We start from the raw sequence: 24,103 nt of genomic DNA on the forward strand, positions 1-24,103 counted from the left end.
CGTGGGCTGGTCGGGTGCATCTCACGTTCGTCTGCAGCGGAAACATCTGCCGGTCCCCCTCCGCCGCCCTGGTGGTCGCGGAGCACCTGCGCCGGGACGGCCTCGACGACCGGGTCCGGGTGACCAGCGCCGGCATCGGCGACTGGCACGTCGGGGAGCCCGTGGACCCGCGTTCCGGCGCCGCGCTGGCCGGGCGCGGTTATCCGACGGACCACTCCGCGGCCCAGGTCGGGCCCGGGCATCTGGACGCCGACCTGTTCCTCGCCATGGACCGCACGCACGAGAAGGCGCTGCGCGGTCTGGTGGACGACCCGTCCCGGATCCGGCTGATGCGCTCCTTCGACCCGGAGGCCGTGGCGGCCGGTGACCTCGAGGTGCCCGACCCCTACTACGGCGGGGAGCAGGGCTTCGAGGACGTGCTGGACATGATCGAGGCCTGCGTGCCCGGGCTGCTCGCCTGGGTCCGCGAGCGCCTGGACGGATGACCGCCGCCGACGGGCCCGCGGCGGCCGCGGAGCGCCTGACCGGCCGGCGTGCGGTGTCCGAGGGACGTGCGGCGGGCGCGCTCCGCGTGGTCGAGCTCGACGACGGGCGCCGCGTGATGGTGAAGCGCGGCGACGACGCCCGCGCGGTACTCGCCGAGGCGGCCGGGCTGCGCTGGCTGGCGGAGGCCGACGCGGTCCGCGTGCCGGTGGTGCACGGCTGGGACGAGCGGTGGCTGGTCAGCGACCGTGTGCCCGAGGGCGCTCCGGACGCCGGGGCGGCGCTGCGGTTCGGCCGCGGCCTGGCCGCGCTGCACGCCGCGGGCGCTCCCGCGTTCGGCGCCCCGCCGCCCGGTGGTCCGGTGGACGCGTACATCGGTGCGGCGCCCATGCGGAACGTCACCGGTGAGGAGTGGCCCGCCTGGTACGCCGAGCACCGGGTGCTGCCGTACCTGCGCCGGGCGGTGGACGACGGCACGCTCGAGGCGGCGGAGGCCGCCGTGGTGGAACGGGTGTGCGCGCGGCTGCCGGAGCTGGCCGGGCCGCCGGAGCCGCCCGCCCGGGTGCACGGCGACCTCTGGAACGGCAACGTGCTGTGGGGGGCCGACGGGGAGGCCTGGCTGATCGATCCGGCCGCGCACGGCGGCCACCGGGAGACGGACCTCGCCATGCTGGCGCTGTTCGGCTGCCCGCACCTGGACCGGGTGCTGGTCGGCTACGACGAGGCCGCGCCGCTGGCCGACGGATGGCGGCGGCGGGTGCCGCTGCACCAGCTGTTCCCGCTGCTGGTGCACACGGTGCTCTTCGGACGCGGTTACGCGGAGCGGACGGTGACGGCCGCCCGCGCGGCACTGTCCGGCTGACGCGCCGTCAGGAGGCCCGGCGGTAGACGGCGGCGGGGCCGATGACGGTGGGCCCGAAGCGGTTCCGGATGTCGTCGGCGGCCTCCTCGGCCGCCAGCCGGGCCTCCCGCGCCTCGTCCAGGCTGATCTGGCGGGCGACCCGCTCCGCGCCCACCAGGTCCTCCGCCCGGATCCCGATCCCGGTCAGCCGCCCGCGTTGCAGTCCGGCCGCGTCCATCAGCTGGTAGGCGAGGGTGCGCAGGTCGTCGTCGTGCCCGGAGGGCTCGGGCAGGCGCCGGGTCTTCTCCCAGACGCCGCCCGCGGCGAACCTCAGCGTCAGCCGCAGACCGCGCGCCGCCTGGCCCCGCCCGCGCAGCAGCAGGCCGAGTCGGACCACCAGGTCGAGCAGGGCCGCCCGGACCTCCGCCCCGTCCAGCGTCTGCCGCGGGAAGGAGTGGCTCACCGCCGCCGAGGCCGGCAGCTCGCGCGGCACCACCGGCCGGGGGTCGACGCCGCGGGCCCGCTCCGACGCCGCCCGGCCGGCCGTGCCGCCCAGCAGGCGCTGCACCGTGGCCGGCGGCAGCTCGGCCAGCAGGCCCACCCGGTCGACGCCGTAGTCCCGCAGCGCCGCCGCCTGCCGGCGGCCGATGCCGTGCAGCGCCTCCACCGGCAGCGGAGCCAGCCACGCGGCGACGCCGTCGGCCTCCACCGCCACCACGCCTCCCACACCGCCTTCGCCCGACGCCTGCCCCGAGGCGGTGGCCGCGACCGCGATCGTGGGGCCTATCCCGATCCGCAGGTCGACACCGAGCCGGGAGATCGAACGGATGCGCAGCACCTCTCCGAGCCGCCGCACCTCCTCGATCCGGGCGCCGTCCACGCCGTGGCACCGCAGCGCTCCCCTGAGATCCACCAGCGCGGCGGAGGGGGGCGACGCCTGCACGACGGGCGACAGGTCACCCAGCAGTTCCAGGACCTGCCGGTAGACCGCCTCGGGCAGCCGTTCGGGGCAGCGCACGTGCATCACGCACCCCGTACCGGTCCCGCTCCCGCCGTTGCTGGTCATCGTTCCCACCTCCCCCACCACGTTATCGAACTAAAATTCGAACACGCGAATCACTCACCTCGCCCAGAAGTCGATCTCCTTGCTCTCGACGGTCCCCGCCGTGCGCCCGGGCGCCTTCTGGAAGGACCAGTAGAGGTTGGTGTGGGCGATGACCTCCTCCGGCTTGGGGGCGCCCCACTGCGAGAGGTCCTCGGTGGTGTGGGCGTCCGCGACGAGCATCGCGTCGTACCCGCGGGCCAGGGCTCCGTGCAGCGTCGAGCGGACGCACATGTCGGTCTGCGCCCCGGTCACGAAGACCCGGCCCACCCCCCGCTCGGCCAGCACCGTCTCCAGCGGGGTGTCCTCGAAGGAGTCCCCGTACTCCTTCTCGACCACCGGCTCGCCCTCGGCCGGCCTGAGCTCCGGCACGATCTGCCAGCCGTCGCCGCCCGTCGGCATCCCCTCGTCGTGATGCCGGACCCAGACCACGGGGACCAGCTCGGCGCGCGCCTTCTCCACCAGGGCTCCGATGGCGCCCACCACCGCGTCCCGGTCGTGGGCCTTGGCCACCACGTCGTTCTGCACGTCGACGACCAGCAGCCCGCTCTTCAGCCGACCCTCCAGAGTGCTCATGACGGCAACCCACCTCGACTTCCACGTTCCGATGTGACGCTCACCACGCTACTGGCCGCCACTGACAACGCGCCGGAGCCGCGACGCGTCCTCGCGTCGCGGCTCCGGCCTCTCACCCGTCAGCGCCCGGAGGCCAGCACCAGCGTCCACCAGGGCCCGCCGTGTCCCCGTGCCACGCCGACGCCGGCGTGCGTGTACCGGCAGCCGAGGATGATGGCCCGGTGCGGTGAGCTGCGCATCCAGGACCGGACCGCCTCGCGCGGCCCGTCCGGACCGGCGACGACGTTCTCCCCCACCATGCTCGCCCGGTATCCGGCGGCGCGGACCCGGTCCCCGGGCGAGCTGCCGCCGCGGCCCCGGTGGCTGAGCCGTCCGATCCGCGAGAGGTGCGCGCTGTGCGCGCCGGCCGCCCGGTGAAGCGCCCCGCGCCCCCGTACGGGGGCGCAGCCGGCCCGGTCGCGGTAGTGGTTGACGGCCGCGACGACACGGTCACGCGCGGACGCCCTCCCCGGCACCTGCGGGCGGGGACGCGACGGCCCGGCGCCCTCTCCCGGGCGGTACGGACCGCCGTGGTCACCGCCGAGCAGCCACGGGAGCATGTGGTGGGGCGTCCACAGCTGCGCGTGCGGCGGAGGCGGCGGCTCCGCCACGGGCCGCGCCGCCCACGACGGCGTCGCCGTCAGGGTCAGCAGCGTCAGCGCGACCCCCACGGCCGCTCCCGCTCTCCATGCACCGGCCATCTGGTTCCCTTCCACCTGTCGTCACGTCCTGCGGGGCCGGCCGAGCACGAGGCGTTCGACCGCCGCCCCCTCAACGGCCGCGCCCTGCCCAGGTAACGGGCCGTTCCGCCGTCGGAGGGCCGGTGCGACCCGCCAGGGTGACGAGGGGGCCGGGAGACGGCAGCGGTACGTGACCGGCCCACCACGTACGGACAGGTGTGCGACCCGGTGATGAGGCGGGTACTCGGGGCGTCGTCCACGGGACCGTCCCGGAACCGTCGGGAGGAGAAGCGATCATGACCACACTCGACTTCCACCGCCACCGCTCCAACGGGCACCGCACCGATACCCGCTCACAGCCCGGCTCCGCCGACGCGCACGCCTCGGTGGGGCAGCTCGTGCAGCAGGCCTCGCGGCAGCTCACCGATCTGGTGCGGGCCGAGATGCGGCTGGCGCAGACCGAGATGACCCAGAAGGGGAAGCGGTTCGGCACCGGCGGAGGCATGCTCGCGGCGGCCGGGGTGTTCGGGTTCCTGGCGCTGGCGACGCTGGTGACCGCGGCCATCGCGGCGATCGCCATGGAGCTGCCGCTCTGGGCGTCGGCGCTGATCATCGCCGGAGCGTTGCTGCTGATCACCGGCGTGATGGCACTGGTGGGCAGGTCGATGATCCGTAAGGCGACCCCGGCGGCGCCACGCCGCACCATGGCGAGCGTGCGCACCGACGTGGCCGAGATCAAGGAGAGGAGCCGGCGATGAGCAACACGCACACCCATCACCACTCCCACACCCATGCGGGACCGCACGGCCCGCACTGCGAGGACGAACTGCGCCGGGACGTCGAGGAGAAGCGGGAGGAACTGGGCCACACGGTCGAGGAGCTGGCCTCGCGGGCCGATGTGAAGGCACGGGCCCGGACCAAGCTGCGCGAGACCCGGCAGCAGGCGGAGGCCCGGCGCGCCGAGCTCCGGGACCGCGCGGTGCAGGCGAAGGAGCGGGTGCGCAGCAGGTCCTCCTCGTCCGACGACGTGGAGGCCGGCTACCAGCCCTCCGGCATGACGGGGTCCGGCGCCTACCGGGCGGACCAGTTCGAGGAGAGCGACCGCCGCAAGCAGCTGATGGCCGTCGGCGGGGCGGCGCTGGCCGCCTGCGCGGCGGGGGTGCTGATCCGCAGGAGCGGCCACTCCCCGATGGCGGGGCACACCATGGGCGGACGCCACATGGGCAAGCTCCCCGTCGGCGGACGGTCCATGGGTCGGCAGACCATGGGCAAGCACGGCATGGGCAAGCCTTCCCTGGGCGGTCACGGCATGGGGAAGCTCCCCATGGGCGGGCACGCCAAGATGGGCAAGCACGCCACAGGTGGAACCGGCATGGGCAAGCTGCCCATGGGCGGGCACACCATGGGCAAGCACATGGGCGGCCACGCCATGGGTGGGGGCGCCATGCGGTCCCTCCACGCCATGGGGAAGGGCGGCCACCATGGCGCACCCGGCGGGTCGATGATGCGCGGCATGGCCCTCAAGAAGGGCGCCGCCATGACCGGTGGCGCTCCGCTGCTGGGCGCCAAGGTCGCGCAGCAGGGCATGTCCATGGGCGGCGCGCTGATGCGGGCCGGCACGGGCGCCGGCGGCGGCCGGTCCTCCGCGACCGGGGTGACGCACTCCCTGGCCCACTCGCTCACCCCGGACCAGGGCTTGGCCCACCGGCTGGAACACGCCATGGGCCGCGGCCACCACCACGGCCACGCGGGCCTGTGGCACTGACCCGGCGTCCTGGCGAGGGAGGCGACATGACAGTCCGGCCCGCGATGGCCGCGCTGCTGGCGGCCGCCGGCGCCGCGGCGGGGGCCCGTGCCCGGCTGGCCGCCGTCCGGCGTTCCCGTCACGCGGCGAGTACCGCTCGCGCCCCGTGGCGCCGTACCGCGCCGGCCGGGCCCACGGGACACGCGCCGCACGCCGGGCCCTCCGGCCCGGTGAGCCGCACCACCGGCCACGCGGCGCTGCCGGCCCGCCCGGCGCCCGCTCCGGCCGCCCCGCCCGCCGCCCCCGCGGGCGCACGCCGGGAACCCGTGGATCACGCGCCGCCCCGGCGCGAGGCCCCTGAGGTCCAGGACGACCGGCAGGCCGGGGTGGCGCAGGAACCGCAGCCGCAGGAACCACAGACGATCGAGGAGGTGGGCCAGGACCTGCGGCGGTACTGGGACCGGATCCGGCCCCTGTACCCCCGTCAGTGAAAGCAGCCCCGCCCCTCCCCCACGGACGGCCGCGAAGGAGTCACCGGACCCCTTCGCGGTCGTCACCGCTCCGGTCCACGACGTCCCGCCGGCCCTCGTTCTCACGTTCCTCCAGCGCCGAGTGGCGCGGATGGTGCATGTCGAAGGCGGGCGAGTCGGAGCGCACCTGGGGCAGGGCGACGAAGTTGTGGCGCGGCGGCGGGCAGGAGGTGGCCCACTCCAGGGACCGGCCGTATCCCCAGGGGTCGTCGACCTCGATCTTCGGCGCGTACCGGGCGGTCTTCCAGACGTTGTAGAGGAACACCAGGGTCGACGCGCCCAGGACGAACGAGCCGATGCTGGACACGGTGTTGAGGGCCGTGAACCCGTCGGCCGAGAGGTAGTCGGCGTAGCGGCGCGGCATGCCCTCGGCGCCCAGCCAGTGCTGCACCAGGAAGGTGGTGTGGAAGCCGGCGAAGAGCGTCCAGAAGTGGATCTTGCCCAGCCGCTCGTCGAGCATCTTCCCGGTGAACTTCGGCCACCAGAAGTGGAAGCCGCCGAACATCGCGAAGACGATGGTGCCGAAGAGCACGTAGTGGAAGTGGGCCACCACGAAGTAGCTGTCGGTCACGTGCCAGTCGAGGACCGGGGAGCCCAGCACGACGCCGGTGAGGCCGCCGAACAGGAAGGTGACCAGGAAGCCGGTGGCCCACAGCATCGGCGTCTCGAAGGAGAGCGAGCCGTTCCACATGGTGCCGATCCAGTTGAAGAACTTCACGCCGGTGGGCACCGCGATCAGGAACGTCAGGAAGGAGAAGAACGGCAGGAGCACGGCCCCCGTCGCGAACATGTGGTGGGCCCACACCGTGGCGGAGAGGGCGGTGATGGCGATGGTGGCCCCCACCAATCCCATGTAGCCGAAGATCGGTTTGCGGGCGAACACCGGGATGATCTCCGTGACCACGCCGAAGAACGGCAGCGCCAGGATGTACACCTCCGGATGGCCGAAGAACCAGAACAGGTGCTGCCACAGCAGCGCCCCGCCGTTCTCCGGGGCGAAGACCCGGGAGCCGAACTGCCGGTCGGACATCAGCGCGAGGAGCGCCGCGGCGAGGACCGGGAAGGCCAGCAGGACCAGCACCGAGGTGAGCAGCACGTTCCAGGTGAACAGCGGCATCCGGAACATGGTCATGCCGGGAGCCCGCATGCAGATGATGGTGGTGATGAAGTTGACGGCGCCGAGGATGGTGCCGAAGCCGGAGAGCGCCAGGCCCATGATCCACAGGTCGGCGCCGAGGCCGGGCGTGCGCTGGTCCAGGCTGAGGGGGGTGTAGGCGGTCCACCCGAAGTCGGGGGCGCCCTGCGGGGTGAGGAAGCCGCTGATCGCGATCAGCCCGCCGAAGAGGAACAGCCAGTAGGAGAACATGTTCAGCCGGGGGAAGGCCACGTCGGGCGAGCCGATCTGCAGCGGCATCACCGCGTTGGCGAACCCGGCGAACGTCGGTGTCGCGAAGAGCAGCAGCATCACCGCCCCGTGCATGGTGAACGCCTGGTTGTACTGCTCGTTGGAGAGGAACTGGATGCCGGGGCGGGCCAGTTCGGCGCGCATCAGCAGGGCCAGCACACCGGCGAGCAGGAAGAAGGCGAACGACGTGACGAGGTAGAGGTGCCCGATCTTCTTGTGGTCGGTGGTCGAGGCCCAGGTGATGACGGCCCGGCCCCTGCCGCGGTGCTTGCGGGGCGCGGGGGCGGGGCGTGCTGTCTCTGTCATCGACGTCCTTCGCGTTCGCGTCGCTTCCGGTCCGGCCGTGCCGGGCGCGGGCCGGTCCGCCGGCCGCTCCTCAGCCACGACGGCCCGTCCGTCCCTCCCGCGAGCCGGCGTAGGCGGCGACGCGGGCGGCGCGCAGCGTGCGGGTCGGGCGCAGGCCGGGGAGGCAGTGGGCGTACGGCTCGTAGGAGACGGTGTACCCGGCCGGTTCGGGCCCGGCGGGGCCGAGGGTGAGGGTGGCGAACATGCGCCTCGGTTCGCCCGTGGCCTCGGTGCAGAGCCGGAACCGGACGTCGCCCCGGTCGAGTGCCCGCCGCAGCCCGGCCAGGGTGACCGGTGTGGCGGAGGCTCCGCCCGCGGGCGTCACGGGGTGGGCCGTCAGCAGGCGGTCCCGGTCGCCGACGCGGTAGGCGGTGAGGGTGGAGTACGGGCCGCCGAGCGCGTCCCGGCGCGGGAGCGGCACGCGGCGGCCGAGGCGGCCGCGGCCGCAGGAGGTGAACAGCAGGTCGAGGGTGGCGCCCGCGCCGTCGGCGTCGTCGACCCGGAGCGCGAGGCCCACGCCGTCGGGCAGGCCGCCGGGCAGGCCGGCCGCCCTCGACCAGCGCACGGTGACCCGGTGGACCGCGGGCCGGTCCAGCCAGGCCACGTTCCAGCGGCCCGCCGGGTCGCCGGGAACCTCGAGCGTCCCGGAGCACATCACCCCGGCCGGGTGCAGCGCGGGCGCCGCCCGCACCCGTGCCACCCGTTCGGCGACGGCGTACAGCGCGCTGCCGAGCAGCTTGGTCATCTCGCACCCCTCTCCCGGCCGGACGACGGCCGGTCTCCGTACCCACCGGGCACTCCCCGGGACGACTGCGCGGCGGCGGGGCCGGTGGGCCCCCGCCGCCGCGCGGCGGTTCAGTGGCCGCCCATGGCCTTGCGCACCGCGTCCCGGGTGCGGTCCATCAGCGCGGCCAGCGGCCCGGCCGCCATGTTGGCGGCCCCCGACTCCACGCCCGGGTGGGGGTGGGTCGGCGCCGTGGCCTCGGCCGCCTTGACCGCCTTGGCCATGGCGGCCAGCCGGGCGGGGTCGGCGGTGCGCAGGATGTGCGTGAACTCGTACCGTTCCTCGGCGCGGGCGTGCAGTTGCACGTCCGTCCGGAGGGCCAGCAGCTTCGGCAGGAACGCCGGGTCCTCGGGGTCCATGCCGTCCAGTTCGGCCAGCGTCTCCTTGGCGAGCCGCTCCTCCTCCAGTCGCTCGGCGACGACCTGCTCCCCTCCGGTGACGTTCCGCCGGGCGAAGGGGTGCACGACCTCCTCCTCGGCGGTCTCGTGGACCGCGAGCAGGCGGACCAGGCGGCGGAACGCGTCGCGGCGCGCGTCGCCGGTGGTCGCCTCGACCTCGTCGAAGAGGTTCCGGATGTCGCCGTGCTGACGCATCAGCAGGTCGACCACGTTGTCGTCGGGGGCGTTGTCGTCGCCCGCGTGCGGGGTGCGGGCGCCGCTCGTCCCGGTCTCGCTCATCGCGTTCACCCCTGCCGCATCGCCGGGTCGGGGTGCTCGCCCTCGGTCTCCAGGCGGTACTCCCGGCCGAACATCTCGCGGTGCTGGTCGACGACCCGCTCGCTGGGGGGCTCCTCGCCGCCGTGGATGCTCTCCTGGAGCTTCTCGAACCGCTCGTGGGCGTCGCGCACGTAGCCCGCGCCGAGGGTGGTGAGGTCCATCTGGGTGGCGAGGAGTTCCCGCAGGTAGGCCTTGTTGGGCTCGAAGGTGAGGACCGGGGGCAGCTCGGGCGCCAGGACCTCCTCGGGCTCGCGTCCGTCGTGCCGGCGCATCAGGTCGCAGGCGATCCGCAGGTGCTCCAGCTCCATGTTGAGGTGGAGCTCCCAGACCGCCTTCACCTTGGGGTCGGACTCCTGCTCCATGAAGGAGTGGTAGAGGTAGCACTCGTTGTACTCGTGGTTGACGAGCTGCTCCCACCACGTCTCCCCCGGGTCGACCAGCGACTCGTAGTGGGTGACGTGCTCCTCCTCGATGAGGCCGATCTCCTGGTAGAGCTGCCGGGCGATCGGCTCCATGTAGGTGGGGCCGACGTTCATGTAGAAGTTCATGGTCTGCTGCTCGGCGGACATGACGGTCAGCGCGTGCAGCTTGGAGAGCGGGTCGGTCCGCGTGCGGTCGTACGGGTCGCGGACGTTGTCGGCCGGGTGGCGGTGGTGGTACTTGGTCGGCCGGCCGGGCATCACCTCGGTGAGCTGGTCGACGATCGCCTCCGCCTTGCGGTGCTCGATGATCTCGTAGAGGTTGGCGTACCGGTACAGGTGGTCGAAGTCCTCGAGCACGCCGAACTGGTAGGCCTGCTTGAGGTACGGGTCGGGCTCCATCCGGGCGATCCAGGCGGTCAGGTCGACGGCCACCTGCTCGTAGGCGATGGTCGTCTCGAGGACCGAGGCGACTCCGGGGAGCAGCCAGTTGACGGCCTTCTGCTGCTGGGCCTCGATGTAGCGGGTCTCGGCGAGCTGCCGCTTGACCTCGGGGTCGGGGCAGTGCCGGGCGAGCTGGTGGCTGAAGAGGATCGCCTCCACCTCGATGCCGTTCATGGTGATGACGCGGCAGCGGGTGTAGGGGTCGCCGTGGTCGGGGTCGACGGGCTCGACGTCGAGTTCGCGCCAGTTGCGCAGCTGCCGGTCCAACGGGATGCCCCGTTGTTCGAGCGGGTTGAAGCTCACGCGTGCTCCTGGTTCGGGGTCGGTGCCGCTCCCGGGGGAGGGAGCGGACCGGTCGTCCGTCATGCTCCGTGCCGGGTCCCGCCCCGGTGCCGGTCCACGCCCCGGGTGACCGGTCGTTCATCCGTTCGGGGCACCGGTGCCACGTCCGTGTGGCCGCCCGGCCCGAAGGCCGTGGGCCCAAGGGCTCCGCGGGCGGGTGCCCGCGGAGACGGCGGCCATGCCGAGGACCGGGCGGGTGGGCGGACGGTCCGTCACCGTCCGCCGTTGGGCGGACGGTGCGGGGGCTGCGCGGGGGTGGGGCGGTGGACGGGGTTGGGCACCGGGCGGACCAGGGGGCCTCCGCCGTTGACCGTCACCCTCAGCGGGGTGCCGTGGTGGCTGATGGTCATCGGCTTGCCGCTGACCAGCTTGTACGCGGCCGTCTCCTGGGTGATCTCCACCTTCAGGCAGCGGCCGAGGACCTGCAGGGTGAAGGCGAGCCGGCTGAACTTCTCCGGCAGCCGGGGCGAGAACTCCAGCCGGTCGCCGCGCTGGCGCATTCCTCCGAACCCGGCGACCAGGGCCAGCCAGGCTCCGGCCAGGGAGGCGATGTGCAGGCCGTCGCGGGCGTTGTGCTCCAGGTCGTCGAGGTCCATCAGGGCGGCCTCGGCCGTGTAGTCGTAGGCCAGCCGGAGGTGGCCGGCGCGGGCGGCGATGACGGCCTGGCAGCAGGCGGAGAGGGAGGAGTCGCGGACGGTCAGCGGCTCGTAGTAGGCGAAGTTCCGCGCGATCTGCTCCTCGTCGAACATGTCGTCGCAGGTGTACATGGCCAGCACCAGGTCGGCCTGCTTGATGACCTGCTTGCGGTAGAGGTCGAAGTAGGGGAAGTGGAGGAGCAGCGGGTACTGGTCGGGGTCGGTCTTCTCGAAGTTCCAGCGCTGGTGGCCGGTGAACCCGGCCGACTGTTCGTGGACCTGCAGTTCCTCGTTGTAGGGGATGTGCATGGCTCCGGCGGCGTCCCGCCAGCCCGCGCTCTCCTCCTCGTCGACGCCGAGCCGGGCGGCCTCGTCGGCGTGGCGCTCCACGGCGTCGGCGGCGGCGAGGAGGTTGGCCCGGGCCATCAGGTTGGTGTAGGCGTTGTCGTCGACGACGGCGCTGTACTCGTCGGGGCCGGTGACGCCGTCGATGTGGAAGTTGCCGTGGTGGTCGTGGTGGCCGAGCGAGCGCCACAGGCGGGCCGTCTCCACCAGCAGTTCCAGTCCGACCTCCCGCTCGAACCGGGTGTCCCCGGTGGCGGCCACGTAGCGGACCACGGCGGCGGCGATGTCGGCGTTGACGTGGAAGGCGGCGGTGCCGGCCGGCCAGTAGCCGGAGCACTCGGAGCCGTCGATGGTCCGCCAGGGGAACGCCGCCCCGCGCAGGCCCAGGGTGGCGGCGCGCTCCTTGGCGACGGCCAGGGTGTTGTACCGCCAGCGCAGCGCCTCGGCCACCGCCTTGGGCGAGGTGTAGGTGAGCGGGGTGAGGACGAAGGTCTCGGTGTCCCAGAACGCGTGGCCGTCGTAGCCCGATCCGGTGAGTCCCTTGGCGGGGATGGCGCGTTCCTCGGCGCGGACGCCCGCCTGGAGGACGTGGAAGAGGGCGAAGCGGACGGCCTGCTGGATCTCCTCGTCGCCGTCGACCTCGACGTCGGCGCGTCCCCAGAAGTCCGCGAGGAACTCCTCCTGCTCCTTGAGCAGCCCGTCCCAGCCGCTGTGCCGGGCGGCGGCCAGGGCGGCGTCGACCTGGTCGCTCATCGCGGGCAGCGAGCGGGTGCGGGACCAGCCGTGGGCGACGACCTTGTGCAGCACCAGCCGCTGCCCGGGCTCCAGCACCGAGGTGACGGTGAGCCGGGCGAGGTCGTCCTCGCTCTCGCTGTCGGTCACGACGGGCTGGTGACCGGTGATCACGTGGTCGGCGGCGACGGCCACCCGGATGCCGCTGCGCCGGGTGCGGTGCACCAGGCGCAGCCGGTTGCCGGAGGCGAAGTTCTGTTCGGGTTCCAGCGGCGACTGGAGCGCCTTGGCGGCCCGGGGGTCGCTGCCGGTGCCGTCCGGGAGCTGCTCGTTGGCCACCAGTTCGGACTGGAGGACGACGCGGACCCGGGCGTCGACCGGTTCCACCTCGTAGGAGACGGCGGCGATGGCGCGCTGGGTGAGGGAGACCAGGCGGGTGGAGCGGATGCGGACCCGCGAGCCGGCCGGGGAGACCCAGTCGCAGCTGCGTTCGAGGACGCCTCGGCGCATGTCCAGGTTCCGCTCGTGGGCGACCAGCCGGCCGTGGCGGAGGTCGAAGGGCTCGTCGTCGACGAGCAGCCGCAGCACCTTGCCGTTGGTGATGTTGATCGCCGTCTGGCCGGACTCCGGGTAGCCGTAGCCCGCCTCGGCGTACGGCAGCGGGTGGAGTTCGAAGACGCCGTTGAGGTAGCTGCCGGGCAGCCCGTGGGGCTCCCCCTCGTCGAAGTTGCCGCGCCAGCCGACATGGCCGTTGGAGAGCGCGAAGACCGATTCGCTCTGCGCCAGGACGTCCAGGCTGAGCTCGGTCTCCCGGACGGTCCAGGGCTCGACGGCGTACGAACGCTGGCTGATCACCGCTCACCTCCCACGGCGGGGGTCGCCTCCGCGGGACCGCCGAGTTCGGCCAGGTCCTGGACGACGACGTCCGCGCCGTGCGCGCGCAGCGCCTCCGCCTGCCCCACCCGGTCCACGCCGATCACCCGGCCGAAGCGTCCGGCGCGCCCCGCGTCCATGCCGGCCAGCGCGTCCTCGAACACGGCGGCCTCCGACGGTTCCACGCCGAGGTCGGTGGCGGCGGCGAGGAAGGTGTCCGGCCGGGGCTTGCCCGGCAGTCCGCGCTCGGCGGCGACCACGCCGTCGATGCGGACGTCGAAGAGGCCGACGGCGTCCACCGCGCGGAGCACGTCGAGGCAGTTCTTGCTGGAGGAGACGATCGCGGTGGCGAGCCCGCGGGCGCGGACCTCGCGGATGTACTCCAGCGTGGTGTCGTACGCCTCCACCCCGCCCTCGCGGATCTTGCGCAGCACCAGGTCGTTCTTGCGGTTGCCGAGCCCCTGCACGGTCGAGGCGTCCGGCGGGTCGTCGGCCGACCCCTCGGGGAGCGTGATGCCGCGTGAGGCGAGGAAGGAGCGCACGCCGTCGGCGCGGGGCAGGCCGTCCACGTACCGGTCGTAGTCGTGCGCCGCGTCGAAGGGCCGGTAGCCGGCTCCGTCGCGTTCCCTCAGGAAGGTGTCGAAGGTCTCCTTCCAGGCCGCCGCGTGAACCACGGCGGTCCGGGTGACGACACCGTCGAGGTCGAACAGGCAGGCGCGGATCTGTGCGGGGAGGCCGAGATCGCTCATGCCGACCACCTTCCCACCGGGCGCCGAACCTTGCCTGCCGGCTTTCGCCGGGGTGGGTGAAAGGGGACCCGGGGAAGGTTTTCGGCCGAACCCACCCCCGGAAGCGGACGAGGGCATTCCACCCTGCCCCGGCGCGAGGCGGGGCAACAGGGCCGAAGGTCCCTCACGGATGCGCTGACGTGGGCGTCCGCGTGATCCGGTCGCAGCGGATGTGCCATGCTCATCACGTGACAACCGATCCAGCCCGTTCCGCCGAAGCAGGCGCCGTCCCCGATGTGGTGGCGCCCGAAGCCGTGCTGGAGCGTGCCAAGGGTGTCGTCATGGCTCTGACCGGCGTCACGGCCGACACGGCGCACGCGGAACTGCTCCGCCGGGCCCGCGAGGCCGGTCGAACGCTGCTGGACGAGTGCTGGATCACCCTGGACCGGGCCATGGGCCGTCCTCCCCTCGCCGCCGACGCGGCTTCCCGCCGTATCCCCTCCGTCCCCGCCCCCGCCTCGCCCGTCCGCGAGGCCCCGCCCGCCTCCTGGGGATCCGCGCCCGCGCCCGCCGAGGACTCGGGCGCCGCGCTGCTGCGGCAGGTGGGACGCGCGCTGGTGCGTGTGCGCACCCCGGAGGAGCTGGCCTCGCGCCTGCGGGACCACCTGGGCGGCTCGCTGGGTGTGGAGGCCGTGGCGGTCTTCACGGCCCTGCCGGGCGGAGGGCTGGAGCTGAGCGGACACGCGGGCGTCGACGACGAGTTGGCCGAACGCTGGCGTGAGGTTCCGCCGTCGCAGGGGTCCCCGGTGGCCGCGGTGGTCGAGACCCGCGAGCCGTACTGGCCTGCGGACGCCGACGGGGCGGCGCCGTCACCGCGGCCGGGTGACCCGACCGGGGCGTGGGACGCGGGCGCCTGGCTGCCGGTCGGCACGGGTGACCGGCCGGCGGCCGCGCTCGGCCTGCTGCCGCACGCCGGGAAGCCGTTCCCGCCGCGGACGCGCGAGCTGCTGCGCTCGGTGGCCCGGCTCTGCTCCGGCACGCTCGGTGCCTCCGGCGCCCGGACGCGGCTCCCCGAGGACGTCTCACGGCCGACGGTGCAGGCGGTGCTGGGCGCGCTGCCGGAGGCGGCGCTGGCCCTGGCCCCGCTGCGCGCGGCGTCCGGGCACGTCGAGGACTACCGCATCGACGCCGCCAGCCCCGCGGTCGTCGGCCTCACCGGTCTCGGCGGCCAGGACCTGGTGGGCCTGCGGCTGCTGGAGTCGTTCCCGGCGCTGGCCGACGAACACACCTGGCAGGGGCTGATCCACGCGCTGGCCACCGGGGAGCCCTTCGAGGGCGACCCGATGGCGTACCCCTCGCCGGACGGCGACTCGGCGGAGCTGCCCACGTTCGCGGTGCGGGCGCGGCGACTGGGCGACGGCCTGCTGCTCACCTGGTCCCGCTACGAGATCGCCGAACGGCAGGAGCAGCGGCTCTCCGACGTGCAGCGCCTGGGCAACCTGGGCTGGACCAACTGGAACCTGCTGACCGGGGAGGTCAACTGGTCCCCGCAGGTCTTCCGGATCTTCGACCGCTCCTCCGCCGACGGCCCCGTGCCGTACCACGAGCTGCCCGACCAGGTGCTGGCGGAGGACCGGCCGGCGCTCGGCCGTGCCGTGCGCGCCCTCGCGGCCGACGGTGAGGCGTTCGACGTGCCCTTCCGCATCCGCACCGCCCACGGGGTGCGGCACCTGCGGGCGGTGGCCGAGGCCGTGACGGACCCTCAGGGCACGCCGGTGGAGGCGCACGGCTTCGTGCAGGACCTCACCGCCCAGCGCAGCGCCGAGCTCGCCCTGATGGAGAGCGAGCGCATGATGCTCACCCAGCACGGCATGCTGCGCGCCGAGCGGAGCCTGGCCGGCCGGCTCCAGCAGGCGCTGCTCCCCCTGCCGCACAAGCCGGTGCGTCCCGCGGGCCTGCGGGTGGACGTCGCCTATCTGCCCGCCCAGTCCGGCATACAGGTGGGCGGTGACTGGTTCAGCGCCATCGAGCTGCCCGACGGGGACGCGCTGTGCGTGGTGGGCGACGTGGCCGGGCACGGCATCGACGCGGTGGCCACGATGGCGCAGCTGAGGTTCACCGCCAAGGGCATGGTGATCACCGGCTCCTCGCTGACCGGCGCCCTGTCCCGGCTCAACGCCCTGCTGCTGCACACCGGGGAGCCGCGCGCCACGGCCACCATGGTGCTGGCCCGCTACAACCCGCGGGAGCGCAAGCTGGTGTGGGCGCAGGCGGGTCATCCGCCGCCGCTGCTGCTGCGCGACGGCGAGGCGCGGTTCCTGCCGCGTCCGACGGGCATGCTGCTGGGCGCGGTGCAGAGCCCGCCCTTCCAGGAGGCGGAGTGCCTGCTGGAGCCGGGCGACCGGATCCTGCTGTACACCGACGGGCTGATCGAGCGGCCCTCGGAAGGCATCGACGCCGGTCTGCAGCGGCTCGCCGCCGCGGCCGCCGGGCACGACGAGCAGCCGGGGTCCGCCTCACTGGGACCGCTGCTCGCCGAGATGCTGGAGGGCGAGCGGCGGGACGACGTCTGCGTGCTCGACATCCGGGTGGAACAGGAGCCGGAGCAGGCGCCGGACGCCTGATCCGCGCGGGCCGCGGTGCCGTCCGGGCGGGCGGGCCGGTCGGACGGCGGCGGGGCGGCCAGTCGGGTTGCGGCGCCGGTCAGGCCGGGTGCCCGGGTTCGATGTCCAGGGCGTCCCCGAGCCTGAGCAGGCTGCCGCGCGTGACGGGACGCTCGCCGCTCTGCTCGGGCGCGAGCACGTGGGCCACGTGGTCGCCGGTGTCCAGCCGCTGTTCGACCAGGCCGACCGTCCAGGCCGCCGCCTCGGTCAGCACGACGCTCCCGCCGGGCCCCTCCCGCCAGTCCACGTCGGCGAACTTGTCGACGCTGTCGCCGGTCCGGCCGCCGAACAGGGCGGCCAGGTCGTGCTGGTCCCGGGTGAGCAGGTGGACGGTGAGGCGCTCGGCCCGTCGCGCCACCCGGTAGGTGTGGTTCGCCTTGGAGATCCAGACGGTGAGCCGCGGCGGGTCGATGGAGCACTGGGCCCAGAACCCGACGAGGCAGCCGGAGCGCTCCCCGTCGGCGGTGGCGGTCACCACGCACATGTCGGGGTCGATCCGCTTCATGAACGCGTCGGTGGATCGCATGAGTGCCCTGCTGCCCTGAAAGCCCCGGTACAACCACGGCGGGCCAGGACCCGGCGCGGGTCAGCCGCTGCGCAGGAGCCGGTGCAGCGCGGCCCGGAGGGCGTCGACGAAGGCATCGCGGCGGTCGGCGGGGACCGCGTCGAGGGAGAGGTAGGGGTTGAGGTCCTCGAGTTCCACCAGCAGCAGCCTGCCGTCCCTGGCCCGGCAGGCGTCGACGCGCTGGATGCCGTGGGAGACGGCGTTCCACTCGACGAAGCGGCGCGCGAACTCCAGGTCGGCGGGCGTGGGCGTATAGGGGACGAGTTCCCAGCGCCGGGCGGGGTCCGGGGCGTACAGGGCGTACTGGAAGTCGTGGTCGACGAAGTAGAACGACACCTCGTACGCGAAGTCGACGCGGGGCTGTACCAGGACGTCGCCGTACTCGACGCCGTCGAGTTCGTCGGGGGCGAGGACGCGCAGGCCCACGGAGTCGGCGCCGAGCCGCGGCTTGACCACGTAGGCGTCGGCGGCGGGCAGGTGGCGGAGGTCCTCGGGGCGGTCGACGGTGGGTATGACGGGGTGGCCGGCCGCGGTGAGGTCGAGCAGGTACCGCTTGCCCGCCATGTCGCCCTTGCCGGTGAGCTCGTTGTAGACGAGGGTGCCGGCGGCCAGCGCGCGTTCCCGGAAGTCCTGGTAGGCGTCCTGGTGGCCGAGGACGGGGCCGCTGTTGCGGACCAGTACGGCGTCGAAGGAGTCCATCAGTGCCGCGGCCTGGCGGGGGTGGCAGAGGGCGACGTCGAAGTCCTCGGCGAGCCGGGCGGAGAGGTGGATGTCCTCGTCGCAGTAGCGGCGGCCCGCGGCCGGGTAGGCGAGGTCGGTGACGTGCAGAAGGCGGGGACGGGCGGCGGGCATGGGCTACTCCTCGGACGGGCGTCGGCGCAGGTCAACCTAGCCGGTGCACTCCGTACCCCGGTCGAGGGGACGCGGTGCCGCGCGTCCGTGGCGGTGCTACGTTCGCGGCATGAGTTTCCCGTCGAAGCCGCCGATGCGTGACGCGCTGGTCGAGGCCGCCTTCCGGCTCTTCCTGGAGCGGGGGTACGAGCAGACGACGGTGGAGGACATCGTCACGCTGGCCGGGGTGGGCCGGCGTTCGTTCTTCCGGTACTTCCCCTCCAAGGAGGGCGTGGTCTTCCCCGACCACGAGCGCCGGCTCGCCGAGGTGACCGAGTTCCTCAAGGGGGGCGACAAGGGCGAGGACCCGGTGGCGCGGGTCTGCGAGGCGGTCCGGATGGTGCTGCGGCTCTACACCGACAACCCCACCTTCTCGATGCAGCGCTACCGGCTGACCAAGACGGTCCCGGGCCTGCGCGCCTACGAGTTGTCGGTGGTGTGGCGCTACGAGCGGACCTTCGCCGGGCACCTGCGGGAGCGGTTGTCGGACCGTCCGGACGGGGCGCTGCGGGCGGACGTGATCGCCGCGGCGGTGGTGGCGGCGCACAACAACGTGCTGCGGTCGTGGCTCCGGTCGGAAGGGCAGGGCGACGCCGGCGAGGCGGTGGAACGGGCGCTGGGGTACGTCCGCGAGGCCTTCGGGGACGGGGCGGACCGGGACCGCCCGGACGACGACGTGGTCGTGGTGGTGGCGCGCCGGAGTGCGCCGATGTGGCGGGTGGTGCGGGAGGTGGAGTCCGCGCTGGAGCCCCGGTCGAACCGGCCAGAATGATGATACGCAGTGCCTTTACGTGTGGCACTGGGTGCCATACGCTGTGCTTCGCGCGCGGGGGCGCCGCGCGCTTCGGATCCCGTCCGAGCGCAGGGAGATGACAGTCGTGTTCCAGTCAGGATTCGCCTCTCACGCGGCCACCGGCTCCTCCGCGACAGGTGTGCTCGATCACGGCACCCAGGAGACCGAGGGCCTGAGTTACCAGCGGTGCACCTGGTGCGGTACCGCGATGTACCACCGGCTGCTGTGCCCGGTCTGCGCGGGGAGCGAGCTGGTGACGGAGCGCAGCGCGGGCGCCGGAACGGTACTGCGGTCGACCGTGGTCCACCGGAACACCCCGTCGGCGCGGAACGTCTCGCTGATAGAGATGGCCGAGGGCTTCGTGGTGCGCGGCCGGGTGACCGGCCCGCCGGCGGGTGTGCACACCGGTGACCGGGTCCGGCTGGTCACGGCGAAGGATCCGGTGCGGGGCGAGCCGGTCTTCCAGCTCTCCGAGGACACGCACCGGTCCTGGCACTGACGTCCCGGCAACGACGCGCCGGCAACGACGGTCCTGGCAATTGCGTCCTGACACCGGCGCCCTGACGTCGACGGTCGGACTCCCGTGCTCCCGCGACGCGGGAACACGGGCAACGGGCACGAGGACCTCAGGAGGCGCGGGCCGGGCGGCGGCGGGGCTTGGGCCGCGGGGTGGCGGCGGCCCACTCCCCCACCAGGCGCTGATACCTGCGGCGCTGCTCGTGGTCGAGCCGGCCGCCGGACTTCATCAACAGGTCCCGGATCTCCTCGTTCACCTCTGCCGCCGTACGCCGGCGGGCGGTTTCAGGAGTGGTGGACATGTTGTGAAGCATACGGGGAGAGCCGCCGGGACAATGTGAGCAATCCGGCGAAAACGCGCGTATCCGACGTGGCAATGATCACGTGCCGGGCTTGCGGCCCCAGACGTACACCTCGTCGCCGGTCCGCAGCAGACTCCAGTACTTCTTGGCGTCCTTGGGCGTCATGTTGACGCATCCGTGCGAGCCGGGCGGGGCCCAGACGCTCATGGTCACCGAGTGGAAGGCCTGGCCGCCGTCGAAGAACTGGCTGTACGGCATGGGGACGTGGTAGATGGTCGAGACGTGGTCGATGTTCCGCCACGAGATCTTCTTGAGCCCGGTGCGGGTCTCGTAGCCGTCGCGGCCGGTGCGCACCGGGACGGGGCCGTACACCAGCTTGCGCCCGTCCTGGATCCAGCTCAGCTGCCGGGTGAGGTCGACGCAGGCGATGCGGCCCTTGTCGGCCGGGCAGCGCTTCGCCGGGTCGGGGTTCGTCCCCGCCGCCCGCTGCCGGTTCATGAGGTCCATCACGCGCCAGGTGATCGGGCCCGCGTAGCCCGCGCTGGGGGTGATCAGGTGCTTCTTCTGGAAGGCGCGGATCGCCTCGCAGTCGGCGCGCGACTGCCGGCCGTCCACGGGGCGGCCCAGGAAGCGCTCGGCCTGCCGCTGGTAGGGGCCCGCGCCGGCGGTACAGGCGGCGGCCGCGGTCTCCGCCGCCCCGGCCGGCGCGGCGCCCACGGTGAGGGCGAGTGGTGCCGCGAGCACGGCGGTGAGCAGGGCCGCGGCCCGTCTGCGGATGTCCCCCATGAGCCAGGGCCTTCCTCTGTCGGTGTGCTGGTACGCCGACAGGGGTCCACGCCCGGGTGCGGCCCGGGGGTGGGAGACGTCGGTGAGGAAATGATGACATCACCGGCACCCCGCCCGGAAGACCGCGTGCGAGCGCCACGCCGCCGGGGGATGGTGTCGCTCACCGTTCCGGCCCGCGGGCGCACGGGGCGCGACAGGCCGGCCGGCGCCCCGGGCGACGGGGCGCCGCGTGCCGGTCAGTGTCCCCGGGCGATCCATTCCTCGAGGTGGGGGGCCTCTTCGCCGATGGTGGTGGTGTCGCCGTGGCCGGTCAGGACCTTGGTGTCCGGCGGCAGGGTGAGCAGTTTCCCGCGGATGGACTCGATGATGTCCGGGAAGCTCGACCAGGAACGGCCGGTGGCTCCCGGGCCTCCCTGGAAGAGGGTGTCGCCGGTGAGGACGACCCCCAGGCCGACGGCGCGCAGGCAGACGGCGCCCGGGGCGTGGCCGGGCGTGTGGATCACCTCGAGGTCGGTTCCGGCGACCTCGATGCGCAGGCCGTCCTCGAGCCAGGCGTCGGGGAGCCGGTCGGGGTGGGTCTGCTTCCACAGGTGCAGGTCGTCGGGGTGCAGCCAGATCGTGGCCCCGGTGCGCTCGGCGAGCTCGGGGGCGGCGCCGATGTGGTCGTTGTGGGCGTGGGTGCAGATGATGCCGGTCAGGCGGCGGTCGCCCACGGCCCGCAGGATCGCCTCCGCGTCGTGCGCGGCGTCGACCACCACGGCCTCGTGGTCGTCGCCGACGATCCAGACGTTGTTGTCCACGTCCCAGGTGCCGCCGTCCAGACTGAACTGGCCGGAGGTCACCAGGCGTTCGATGCGCGCGACCATCAGAGGACCACCACCGAGCGCAGGACGTCGCCCTGGTGCATCCGGTCGAACGCCTTCTCCACGTCGGTGAGTTCGATGGTCTCGGTGACGAACTTGTCCAGCGGCAGGCGGCCCTGGAGGTGCAGGTCGATCAGCATCGGGAAGTCCCGGGACGGCAGGCAGTCGCCGTACCAGGAGGACTTCAGCGAGCCGCCGCGGCCGAAGACGTCGAGCAGCGGGAGCTCCAGCCGCATCTCCGGGGTGGGCACCCCGACCAGGACGACGGTGCCGGCCAGGTCGCGGGCGTAGAAGGCCTGCCGGTAGGTCTCCGGGTGGCCCACGGCCTCGACGACCACGTCGGCGCCGAAGCCGCCGGTGAGCTCGCGGATCGCCTCCACGGGGTCGGTGTTCCGGGAGTTGACGGTGTGGGTGGCGCCGAAGGTGCGGGCGGTCTCCAGCTTCCGGTCGTCGATGTCGACGGCGATGATCTTCGCGGCGCCGGCCAGGTGCGCCCCCGCGATCGCCGCGTCGCCGACGCCGCCGCAGCCGATCACCGCGACGCTGTCGCCCCGGCCGACGCCGCCGGTGTTGATGGAGGCGCCGATGCCGGCCATCACGCCGCAGCCGAGCAGGCCGGCCACGGCCGGGGAGACGGCCGGGTCCACCTTGGTGCACTGGCCGGCCGCGACCAGGGTCTTCTCGGCGAAGGCGCCGATGCCCAGGGCGGGGGTCAGTTCCGTGCCGTCGGCCAGGGTCATCCTCTGCCGCGCGTTGTGGGTGTCGAAGCAGTACCAGGGGCGCCCGCGCAGACAGGCACGGCACCGGCCGCACACCGCCCGCCAGTTGAGGACGACGAAGTCGCCCGGCGCGACGTCGGTGACGCCCTCGCCGACGGACTCCACGACGCCGGCGGCCTCGTGGCCGAGCAGGAAGGGGTAGTCGTCGCCGATGCCGCCCTGCTTGTAGTGCAGGTCGGTGTGGCAGACCCCGCAGGCCTGTACCTTCACCACGGCCTCGCCCGGGCCCGGGTCGGGCACCAGGATGGTCTCGACCCGCACCGGCTCGTTCCTGCCGGGGGCGACTACGCCGCGTACTTCCTGCGCCATGGAGTGACCTTTCGTGGGTGACCTGACCAGCCGTCCAACGGTACGTCACGCGGCCTCCCACGAGGCGCAGCGGTCGGGCCCGTCGCACGGGTCGCCGTGCCCCGGCCCGCTCCCGGTGAGGGGCGGACCGGGGGCACGGGACGGGGGGCTAGAAGGGGTAGTGGGCGTGCTCGGTGGCGACGGTCACCCAGCGGGTGGCGGAGAAGGCCTCGATGCCCCAGCGCCCGCCGAAGCGGCCGTAGCCGGACGCCTTGACGCCGCCGAAGGGCGCCTGCGGCTCGTCGCCCACGGACTGGTCGTTGACGTGGACGATGCCGGTGCGGATCCGCCGGGCCAGGTTCAGGCCGTGGGTGGCGTTCTCGGTGATGATGCCGCAGGTGAGCCCGTTCTCGGTGTCGTTGGCGAGGGCGACGGCCTCCTCGTCGGTGGTGAAGGTCCGCACCACGCACACGGGGCCGAACGCCTCCGCGTAGTAGAGGTCGGCGTCCTGCGGGACGTCGGTGAGCACGGTCGCCGGGTGGACGGCGCCCTCGGGCTCGCCGCCGCCGGTGAGGACGGTGGCGCCCTTGTCCACGGCGTCCCGGACCAGGGCGGCCACCCGGCGGGCGGCGTCGGCGGTGACCAGCGGGCCGATCACCGTCTCCGGGCGGGTCGGGTCGCCGGACGGCAGCGAGGCGACCTTGGCGGCGAACCGGCGGCAGAACTCCTCGGCCAGCGACGCGTGGACCAGGACCCGGTCGCCCGACATGCAGATCTGGCCGGCGTTCATGAAGACGCCGAAGGTGGCGGCGTCGACCGCGTAGTCGAGGTCGGCGTCCTCGAGGACGATCACCGCGTTCTTGCCGCCGAGTTCCAGCACCGCGGGCTTGAGGTGGCGGGCGGCGTGGGTGCCGATGATCCGGCCGACGCCGGTGGAGCCGGTGAAGTTGACGGCGCGCACCCGCGGGTCGGCGATCAGCGTCTCGGCGATCTCGGCGGCGTCCTCGCGCGCGTTGGTGACGACGTTGAGGACGCCGTCGGGCAGGCCGGCCTCGCGGAGCACGTCCGCGACGAAGAGGGCGCAGGCGACCGGGGCGTCCTCGCTGGCCTTGACCACCACGGTGTTGCCCGCGGCGAGCGGCGCGGCGACGGCCCGGACGCCGAGGATCACCGGGGCGTTCCACGGGGCGAAGGCGGCTATGACGCCCAGCGGCTCGCGGACCGCCATGCCCAACACGCCCTCCTGCTGGGAGCTGAGGACCTCGCCGCGGGGCGCGGTCACCGCGGCGGCCGCCTCGCGCAGCATGTTGGCGCCGAGACCGGCGTTGAACATGGCCCAGGGGCGGGTGCCGCCGGCCTCGTCCGCCATCATCGCGGCGACCTGCTCCGCCTTGCCGTCCATGAGGTCGGCGGCCTTGAGCAGGATGGCCCGGCGGGCGAAGGGTGAGAGCGCGGCCCACTCCTCGAAGGCGGCGTCGGCCGCGTCCACGGCGCGGCGCACGTCCTCCGGTCCGGCGGCGGCGACGTGCGCGTACACCTCACCCGTGTACGGATTGACGTCCTCGGTGGTCCGCCCGGAGGCGGCGGGCACGTCCTTGCCGCCGATCAGCAGGTCACGGGTGAGGGTCATGGTGCGGTTCCCCATCGTTCGTGGATGTACGGAGCGAGCGGGTGAACATGTGTTCACCCGTCGACGCATGCTCCGTGTACTGACGATCGGAAGTCAAGACGTCGCCGCGGCGGCCGCCACCGGTATCGACGCGGGGTGACGGCGCGCGCACGTTCGGCGATCGGCCGGGGGCCTCGAAACCACCGTTCGGGAAATCTGCACACCCGCTGCCCGAAGCAGGCACCGCCCGCGCCCCTCCCGCACCGTCCGCGGCGGACCGCGGTC

General features: G+C 73.6%; 24 protein-coding genes. 8 read left to right on the forward strand and 16 right to left on the reverse strand.

Features of this window, described 5'->3' with window-relative positions; all coding sequences use genetic code 11:
• Positions 1-14 precede the first annotated feature (14 nt).
• A complete protein-coding gene (locus ACWD3O_RS23895) occupies positions 15-485 on the forward strand; it encodes a low molecular weight protein-tyrosine-phosphatase (protein ID WP_451410165.1) in 471 nt (156 codons plus the stop codon).
• Positions 482-1,345, forward strand: coding sequence for a fructosamine kinase family protein (locus tag ACWD3O_RS23900; RefSeq protein WP_451410164.1), 864 nt, complete (start codon positions 482-484; stop codon positions 1,343-1,345). The genes ACWD3O_RS23895 and ACWD3O_RS23900 overlap by 4 nt, the downstream gene beginning before the upstream one ends.
• Before the next feature lie 7 nt (positions 1,346-1,352).
• Here ACWD3O_RS23900 and ACWD3O_RS23905 read toward each other — a convergent pair whose 3' ends face one another.
• From ACWD3O_RS23905 to ACWD3O_RS23915, 3 genes are all read right to left on the reverse strand, one after another.
• Complete coding sequence (locus tag ACWD3O_RS23905; RefSeq protein ID WP_451417293.1) at positions 1,353-2,390, reverse strand: DNA polymerase Y family protein; 1,038 nt, start codon at positions 2,388-2,390, stop codon at positions 1,353-1,355.
• A gap of 54 nt (positions 2,391-2,444) precedes the next feature.
• Positions 2,445-3,002, reverse strand: coding sequence for a cysteine hydrolase family protein (locus ACWD3O_RS23910; RefSeq protein ID WP_451410162.1), 558 nt, complete (start codon positions 3,000-3,002; stop codon positions 2,445-2,447).
• Positions 3,003-3,121: 119 nt separating this feature from the next.
• Positions 3,122-3,712, reverse strand: a complete 591-nt coding sequence (locus tag ACWD3O_RS23915) for a CAP domain-containing protein (RefSeq protein ID WP_451417294.1) — start codon at positions 3,710-3,712, stop codon at positions 3,122-3,124.
• 305 nt (positions 3,713-4,017) lie between these two features.
• Here ACWD3O_RS23915 and ACWD3O_RS23920 point away from each other — a divergent pair, with 305 nt between their 5' ends.
• From ACWD3O_RS23920 to ACWD3O_RS23930, 3 genes are read left to right on the forward strand one after another with little or no spacing between them, the layout of a single operon-like run.
• A complete protein-coding gene (locus ACWD3O_RS23920) occupies positions 4,018-4,479 on the forward strand; it encodes a phage holin family protein (protein WP_451410160.1) in 462 nt (153 codons plus the stop codon).
• Positions 4,476-5,486 (forward strand): DUF3618 domain-containing protein, encoded by a 1,011-nt coding sequence (locus ACWD3O_RS23925; protein WP_451417295.1) that lies wholly within the window; start codon positions 4,476-4,478, stop codon positions 5,484-5,486. The genes ACWD3O_RS23920 and ACWD3O_RS23925 overlap by 4 nt, the downstream gene beginning before the upstream one ends.
• Positions 5,487-5,512: 26 nt before the next feature.
• The gene (locus ACWD3O_RS23930) at positions 5,513-5,956 is read left to right on the forward strand and encodes a hypothetical protein (protein WP_451410158.1); all 444 of its coding nucleotides are present in this window, start codon (positions 5,513-5,515) and stop codon (positions 5,954-5,956) included.
• Positions 5,957-5,996: 40 nt separating this feature from the next.
• Here the strand turns inward: ACWD3O_RS23930 and ctaD are convergent, their stop codons facing one another.
• From ctaD to ACWD3O_RS23960, 6 genes are all read right to left on the reverse strand, one after another.
• Positions 5,997-7,706, reverse strand: a complete 1,710-nt coding sequence (ctaD, locus tag ACWD3O_RS23935) for an aa3-type cytochrome oxidase subunit I (RefSeq protein WP_451410157.1) — start codon at positions 7,704-7,706, stop codon at positions 5,997-5,999.
• A gap of 70 nt (positions 7,707-7,776) precedes the next feature.
• Positions 7,777-8,490 (reverse strand): phosphodiesterase, encoded by a 714-nt coding sequence (locus ACWD3O_RS23940; RefSeq protein ID WP_451417296.1) that lies wholly within the window; start codon positions 8,488-8,490, stop codon positions 7,777-7,779.
• A 110-nt stretch (positions 8,491-8,600) separates the two neighbouring features.
• A complete protein-coding gene (locus tag ACWD3O_RS23945; protein WP_356133230.1) occupies positions 8,601-9,206 on the reverse strand; it encodes a hemerythrin domain-containing protein in 606 nt (201 codons plus the stop codon).
• A gap of 5 nt (positions 9,207-9,211) precedes the next feature.
• On the reverse strand, positions 9,212-10,411 hold the full coding sequence (locus tag ACWD3O_RS23950) for a hypothetical protein (RefSeq protein WP_451417297.1): 1,200 nt from the start codon (positions 10,409-10,411) through the stop codon (positions 9,212-9,214).
• A gap of 251 nt (positions 10,412-10,662) precedes the next feature.
• Positions 10,663-13,017, reverse strand: a complete 2,355-nt coding sequence (locus ACWD3O_RS23955) for a glycoside hydrolase family 65 protein (RefSeq protein WP_451417298.1) — start codon at positions 13,015-13,017, stop codon at positions 10,663-10,665.
• On the reverse strand, positions 13,014-13,784 hold the full coding sequence (locus ACWD3O_RS23960; protein ID WP_451417299.1) for an HAD family hydrolase: 771 nt from the start codon (positions 13,782-13,784) through the stop codon (positions 13,014-13,016). The genes ACWD3O_RS23955 and ACWD3O_RS23960 overlap by 4 nt, the downstream gene beginning before the upstream one ends.
• Before the next feature lie 227 nt (positions 13,785-14,011).
• Here ACWD3O_RS23960 and ACWD3O_RS23965 point away from each other — a divergent pair, with 227 nt between their 5' ends.
• Positions 14,012-16,387 carry a SpoIIE family protein phosphatase gene (locus tag ACWD3O_RS23965; RefSeq protein WP_451417300.1) on the forward strand — a complete coding sequence of 792 codons (2,376 nt, stop codon included), beginning with the start codon at positions 14,012-14,014 and terminating at the stop codon, positions 16,385-16,387.
• A gap of 79 nt (positions 16,388-16,466) precedes the next feature.
• On the opposite strand, the gene ACWD3O_RS23970 is transcribed toward ACWD3O_RS23965, so the two are convergent.
• Both ACWD3O_RS23970 and ACWD3O_RS23975 read right to left on the reverse strand, forming a co-directional pair.
• Entirely contained in the window at positions 16,467-16,952 is a 486-nt protein-coding gene (locus ACWD3O_RS23970) for a flavin reductase family protein (protein ID WP_451410151.1), read from the reverse strand.
• A gap of 60 nt (positions 16,953-17,012) precedes the next feature.
• Positions 17,013-17,843: a hypothetical protein gene (locus tag ACWD3O_RS23975; protein ID WP_451410150.1), complete on the reverse strand. Its 831-nt coding sequence runs from the start codon at positions 17,841-17,843 to the stop codon at positions 17,013-17,015.
• 109 nt (positions 17,844-17,952) lie between these two features.
• On the opposite strand from ACWD3O_RS23975, the gene ACWD3O_RS23980 reads away from it, so the two are divergent.
• On the forward strand, positions 17,953-18,654 hold the full coding sequence (locus ACWD3O_RS23980) for a TetR/AcrR family transcriptional regulator (protein WP_451417301.1): 702 nt from the start codon (positions 17,953-17,955) through the stop codon (positions 18,652-18,654).
• Positions 18,655-18,751: 97 nt separating this feature from the next.
• The gene (locus ACWD3O_RS23985; RefSeq protein WP_451410148.1) at positions 18,752-19,174 is read left to right on the forward strand and encodes a Zn-ribbon domain-containing OB-fold protein; all 423 of its coding nucleotides are present in this window, start codon (positions 18,752-18,754) and stop codon (positions 19,172-19,174) included.
• Between the two features lie 127 nt (positions 19,175-19,301).
• On the opposite strand, the gene ACWD3O_RS23990 is transcribed toward ACWD3O_RS23985, so the two are convergent.
• The 5 genes from ACWD3O_RS23990 to ACWD3O_RS24010 all read right to left on the reverse strand — a co-directional run bounded on the left by ACWD3O_RS23990 (position 19,302) and on the right by ACWD3O_RS24010 (position 23,839).
• Positions 19,302-19,505, reverse strand: coding sequence for a hypothetical protein (locus tag ACWD3O_RS23990; protein ID WP_356133213.1), 204 nt, complete (start codon positions 19,503-19,505; stop codon positions 19,302-19,304).
• A gap of 66 nt (positions 19,506-19,571) precedes the next feature.
• A complete protein-coding gene (locus tag ACWD3O_RS23995) occupies positions 19,572-20,279 on the reverse strand; it encodes a L,D-transpeptidase family protein (protein ID WP_451417302.1) in 708 nt (235 codons plus the stop codon).
• A gap of 236 nt (positions 20,280-20,515) precedes the next feature.
• Positions 20,516-21,145 (reverse strand): MBL fold metallo-hydrolase, encoded by a 630-nt coding sequence (locus ACWD3O_RS24000; RefSeq protein ID WP_451410146.1) that lies wholly within the window; start codon positions 21,143-21,145, stop codon positions 20,516-20,518.
• Entirely contained in the window at positions 21,145-22,230 is a 1,086-nt protein-coding gene (locus tag ACWD3O_RS24005; protein WP_451417303.1) for an S-(hydroxymethyl)mycothiol dehydrogenase, read from the reverse strand. Before ACWD3O_RS24005 ends, ACWD3O_RS24000 begins: the two co-directional genes overlap by 1 nt.
• Before the next feature lie 148 nt (positions 22,231-22,378).
• Entirely contained in the window at positions 22,379-23,839 is a 1,461-nt protein-coding gene (locus ACWD3O_RS24010) for an aldehyde dehydrogenase family protein (protein WP_451417304.1), read from the reverse strand.
• Positions 23,840-24,103 lie beyond the last annotated feature (264 nt).

The organism is Streptomyces sp. NPDC002640 (assembly GCF_053592575.1).

Bases quoted from the DNA above. Each gene is read 5' to 3' on its own strand.
- ACWD3O_RS23900 (WP_451410164.1), top strand. From the start codon at position 482: ATGACCGCCGCCGACGGGCCCGCGGCGGCCGCGGAGCGCCTGACCGGC.
- ACWD3O_RS23905 (WP_451417293.1), bottom strand. From the start codon at position 2,390: ATGACCAGCAACGGCGGGAGCGGGACCGGTACGGGGTGCGTGATGCAC.
- ACWD3O_RS23910 (WP_451410162.1), bottom strand. From the start codon at position 3,002: ATGAGCACTCTGGAGGGTCGGCTGAAGAGCGGGCTGCTGGTCGTCGAC.
- ACWD3O_RS23920 (WP_451410160.1), top strand. From the start codon at position 4,018: ATGACCACACTCGACTTCCACCGCCACCGCTCCAACGGGCACCGCACC.
- ACWD3O_RS23925 (WP_451417295.1), top strand. From the start codon at position 4,476: ATGAGCAACACGCACACCCATCACCACTCCCACACCCATGCGGGACCG.
- ACWD3O_RS23930 (WP_451410158.1), top strand. From the start codon at position 5,513: ATGACAGTCCGGCCCGCGATGGCCGCGCTGCTGGCGGCCGCCGGCGCC.
- ctaD (WP_451410157.1), bottom strand. From the start codon at position 7,706: ATGACAGAGACAGCACGCCCCGCCCCCGCGCCCCGCAAGCACCGCGGC.
- ACWD3O_RS23940 (WP_451417296.1), bottom strand. From the start codon at position 8,490: ATGACCAAGCTGCTCGGCAGCGCGCTGTACGCCGTCGCCGAACGGGTG.
- ACWD3O_RS23945 (WP_356133230.1), bottom strand. From the start codon at position 9,206: ATGAGCGAGACCGGGACGAGCGGCGCCCGCACCCCGCACGCGGGCGAC.
- ACWD3O_RS23960 (WP_451417299.1), bottom strand. From the start codon at position 13,784: ATGAGCGATCTCGGCCTCCCCGCACAGATCCGCGCCTGCCTGTTCGAC.
- ACWD3O_RS23970 (WP_451410151.1), bottom strand. From the start codon at position 16,952: ATGCGATCCACCGACGCGTTCATGAAGCGGATCGACCCCGACATGTGC.
- ACWD3O_RS23975 (WP_451410150.1), bottom strand. From the start codon at position 17,843: ATGCCCGCCGCCCGTCCCCGCCTTCTGCACGTCACCGACCTCGCCTAC.
- ACWD3O_RS23980 (WP_451417301.1), top strand. From the start codon at position 17,953: ATGAGTTTCCCGTCGAAGCCGCCGATGCGTGACGCGCTGGTCGAGGCC.
- ACWD3O_RS23985 (WP_451410148.1), top strand. From the start codon at position 18,752: ATGACAGTCGTGTTCCAGTCAGGATTCGCCTCTCACGCGGCCACCGGC.
- ACWD3O_RS23990 (WP_356133213.1), bottom strand. From the start codon at position 19,505: ATGCTTCACAACATGTCCACCACTCCTGAAACCGCCCGCCGGCGTACG.
- ACWD3O_RS23995 (WP_451417302.1), bottom strand. From the start codon at position 20,279: ATGGGGGACATCCGCAGACGGGCCGCGGCCCTGCTCACCGCCGTGCTC.
- ACWD3O_RS24000 (WP_451410146.1), bottom strand. From the start codon at position 21,145: ATGGTCGCGCGCATCGAACGCCTGGTGACCTCCGGCCAGTTCAGTCTG.
- ACWD3O_RS24005 (WP_451417303.1), bottom strand. From the start codon at position 22,230: ATGGCGCAGGAAGTACGCGGCGTAGTCGCCCCCGGCAGGAACGAGCCG.
- ACWD3O_RS24010 (WP_451417304.1), bottom strand. From the start codon at position 23,839: ATGACCCTCACCCGTGACCTGCTGATCGGCGGCAAGGACGTGCCCGCC.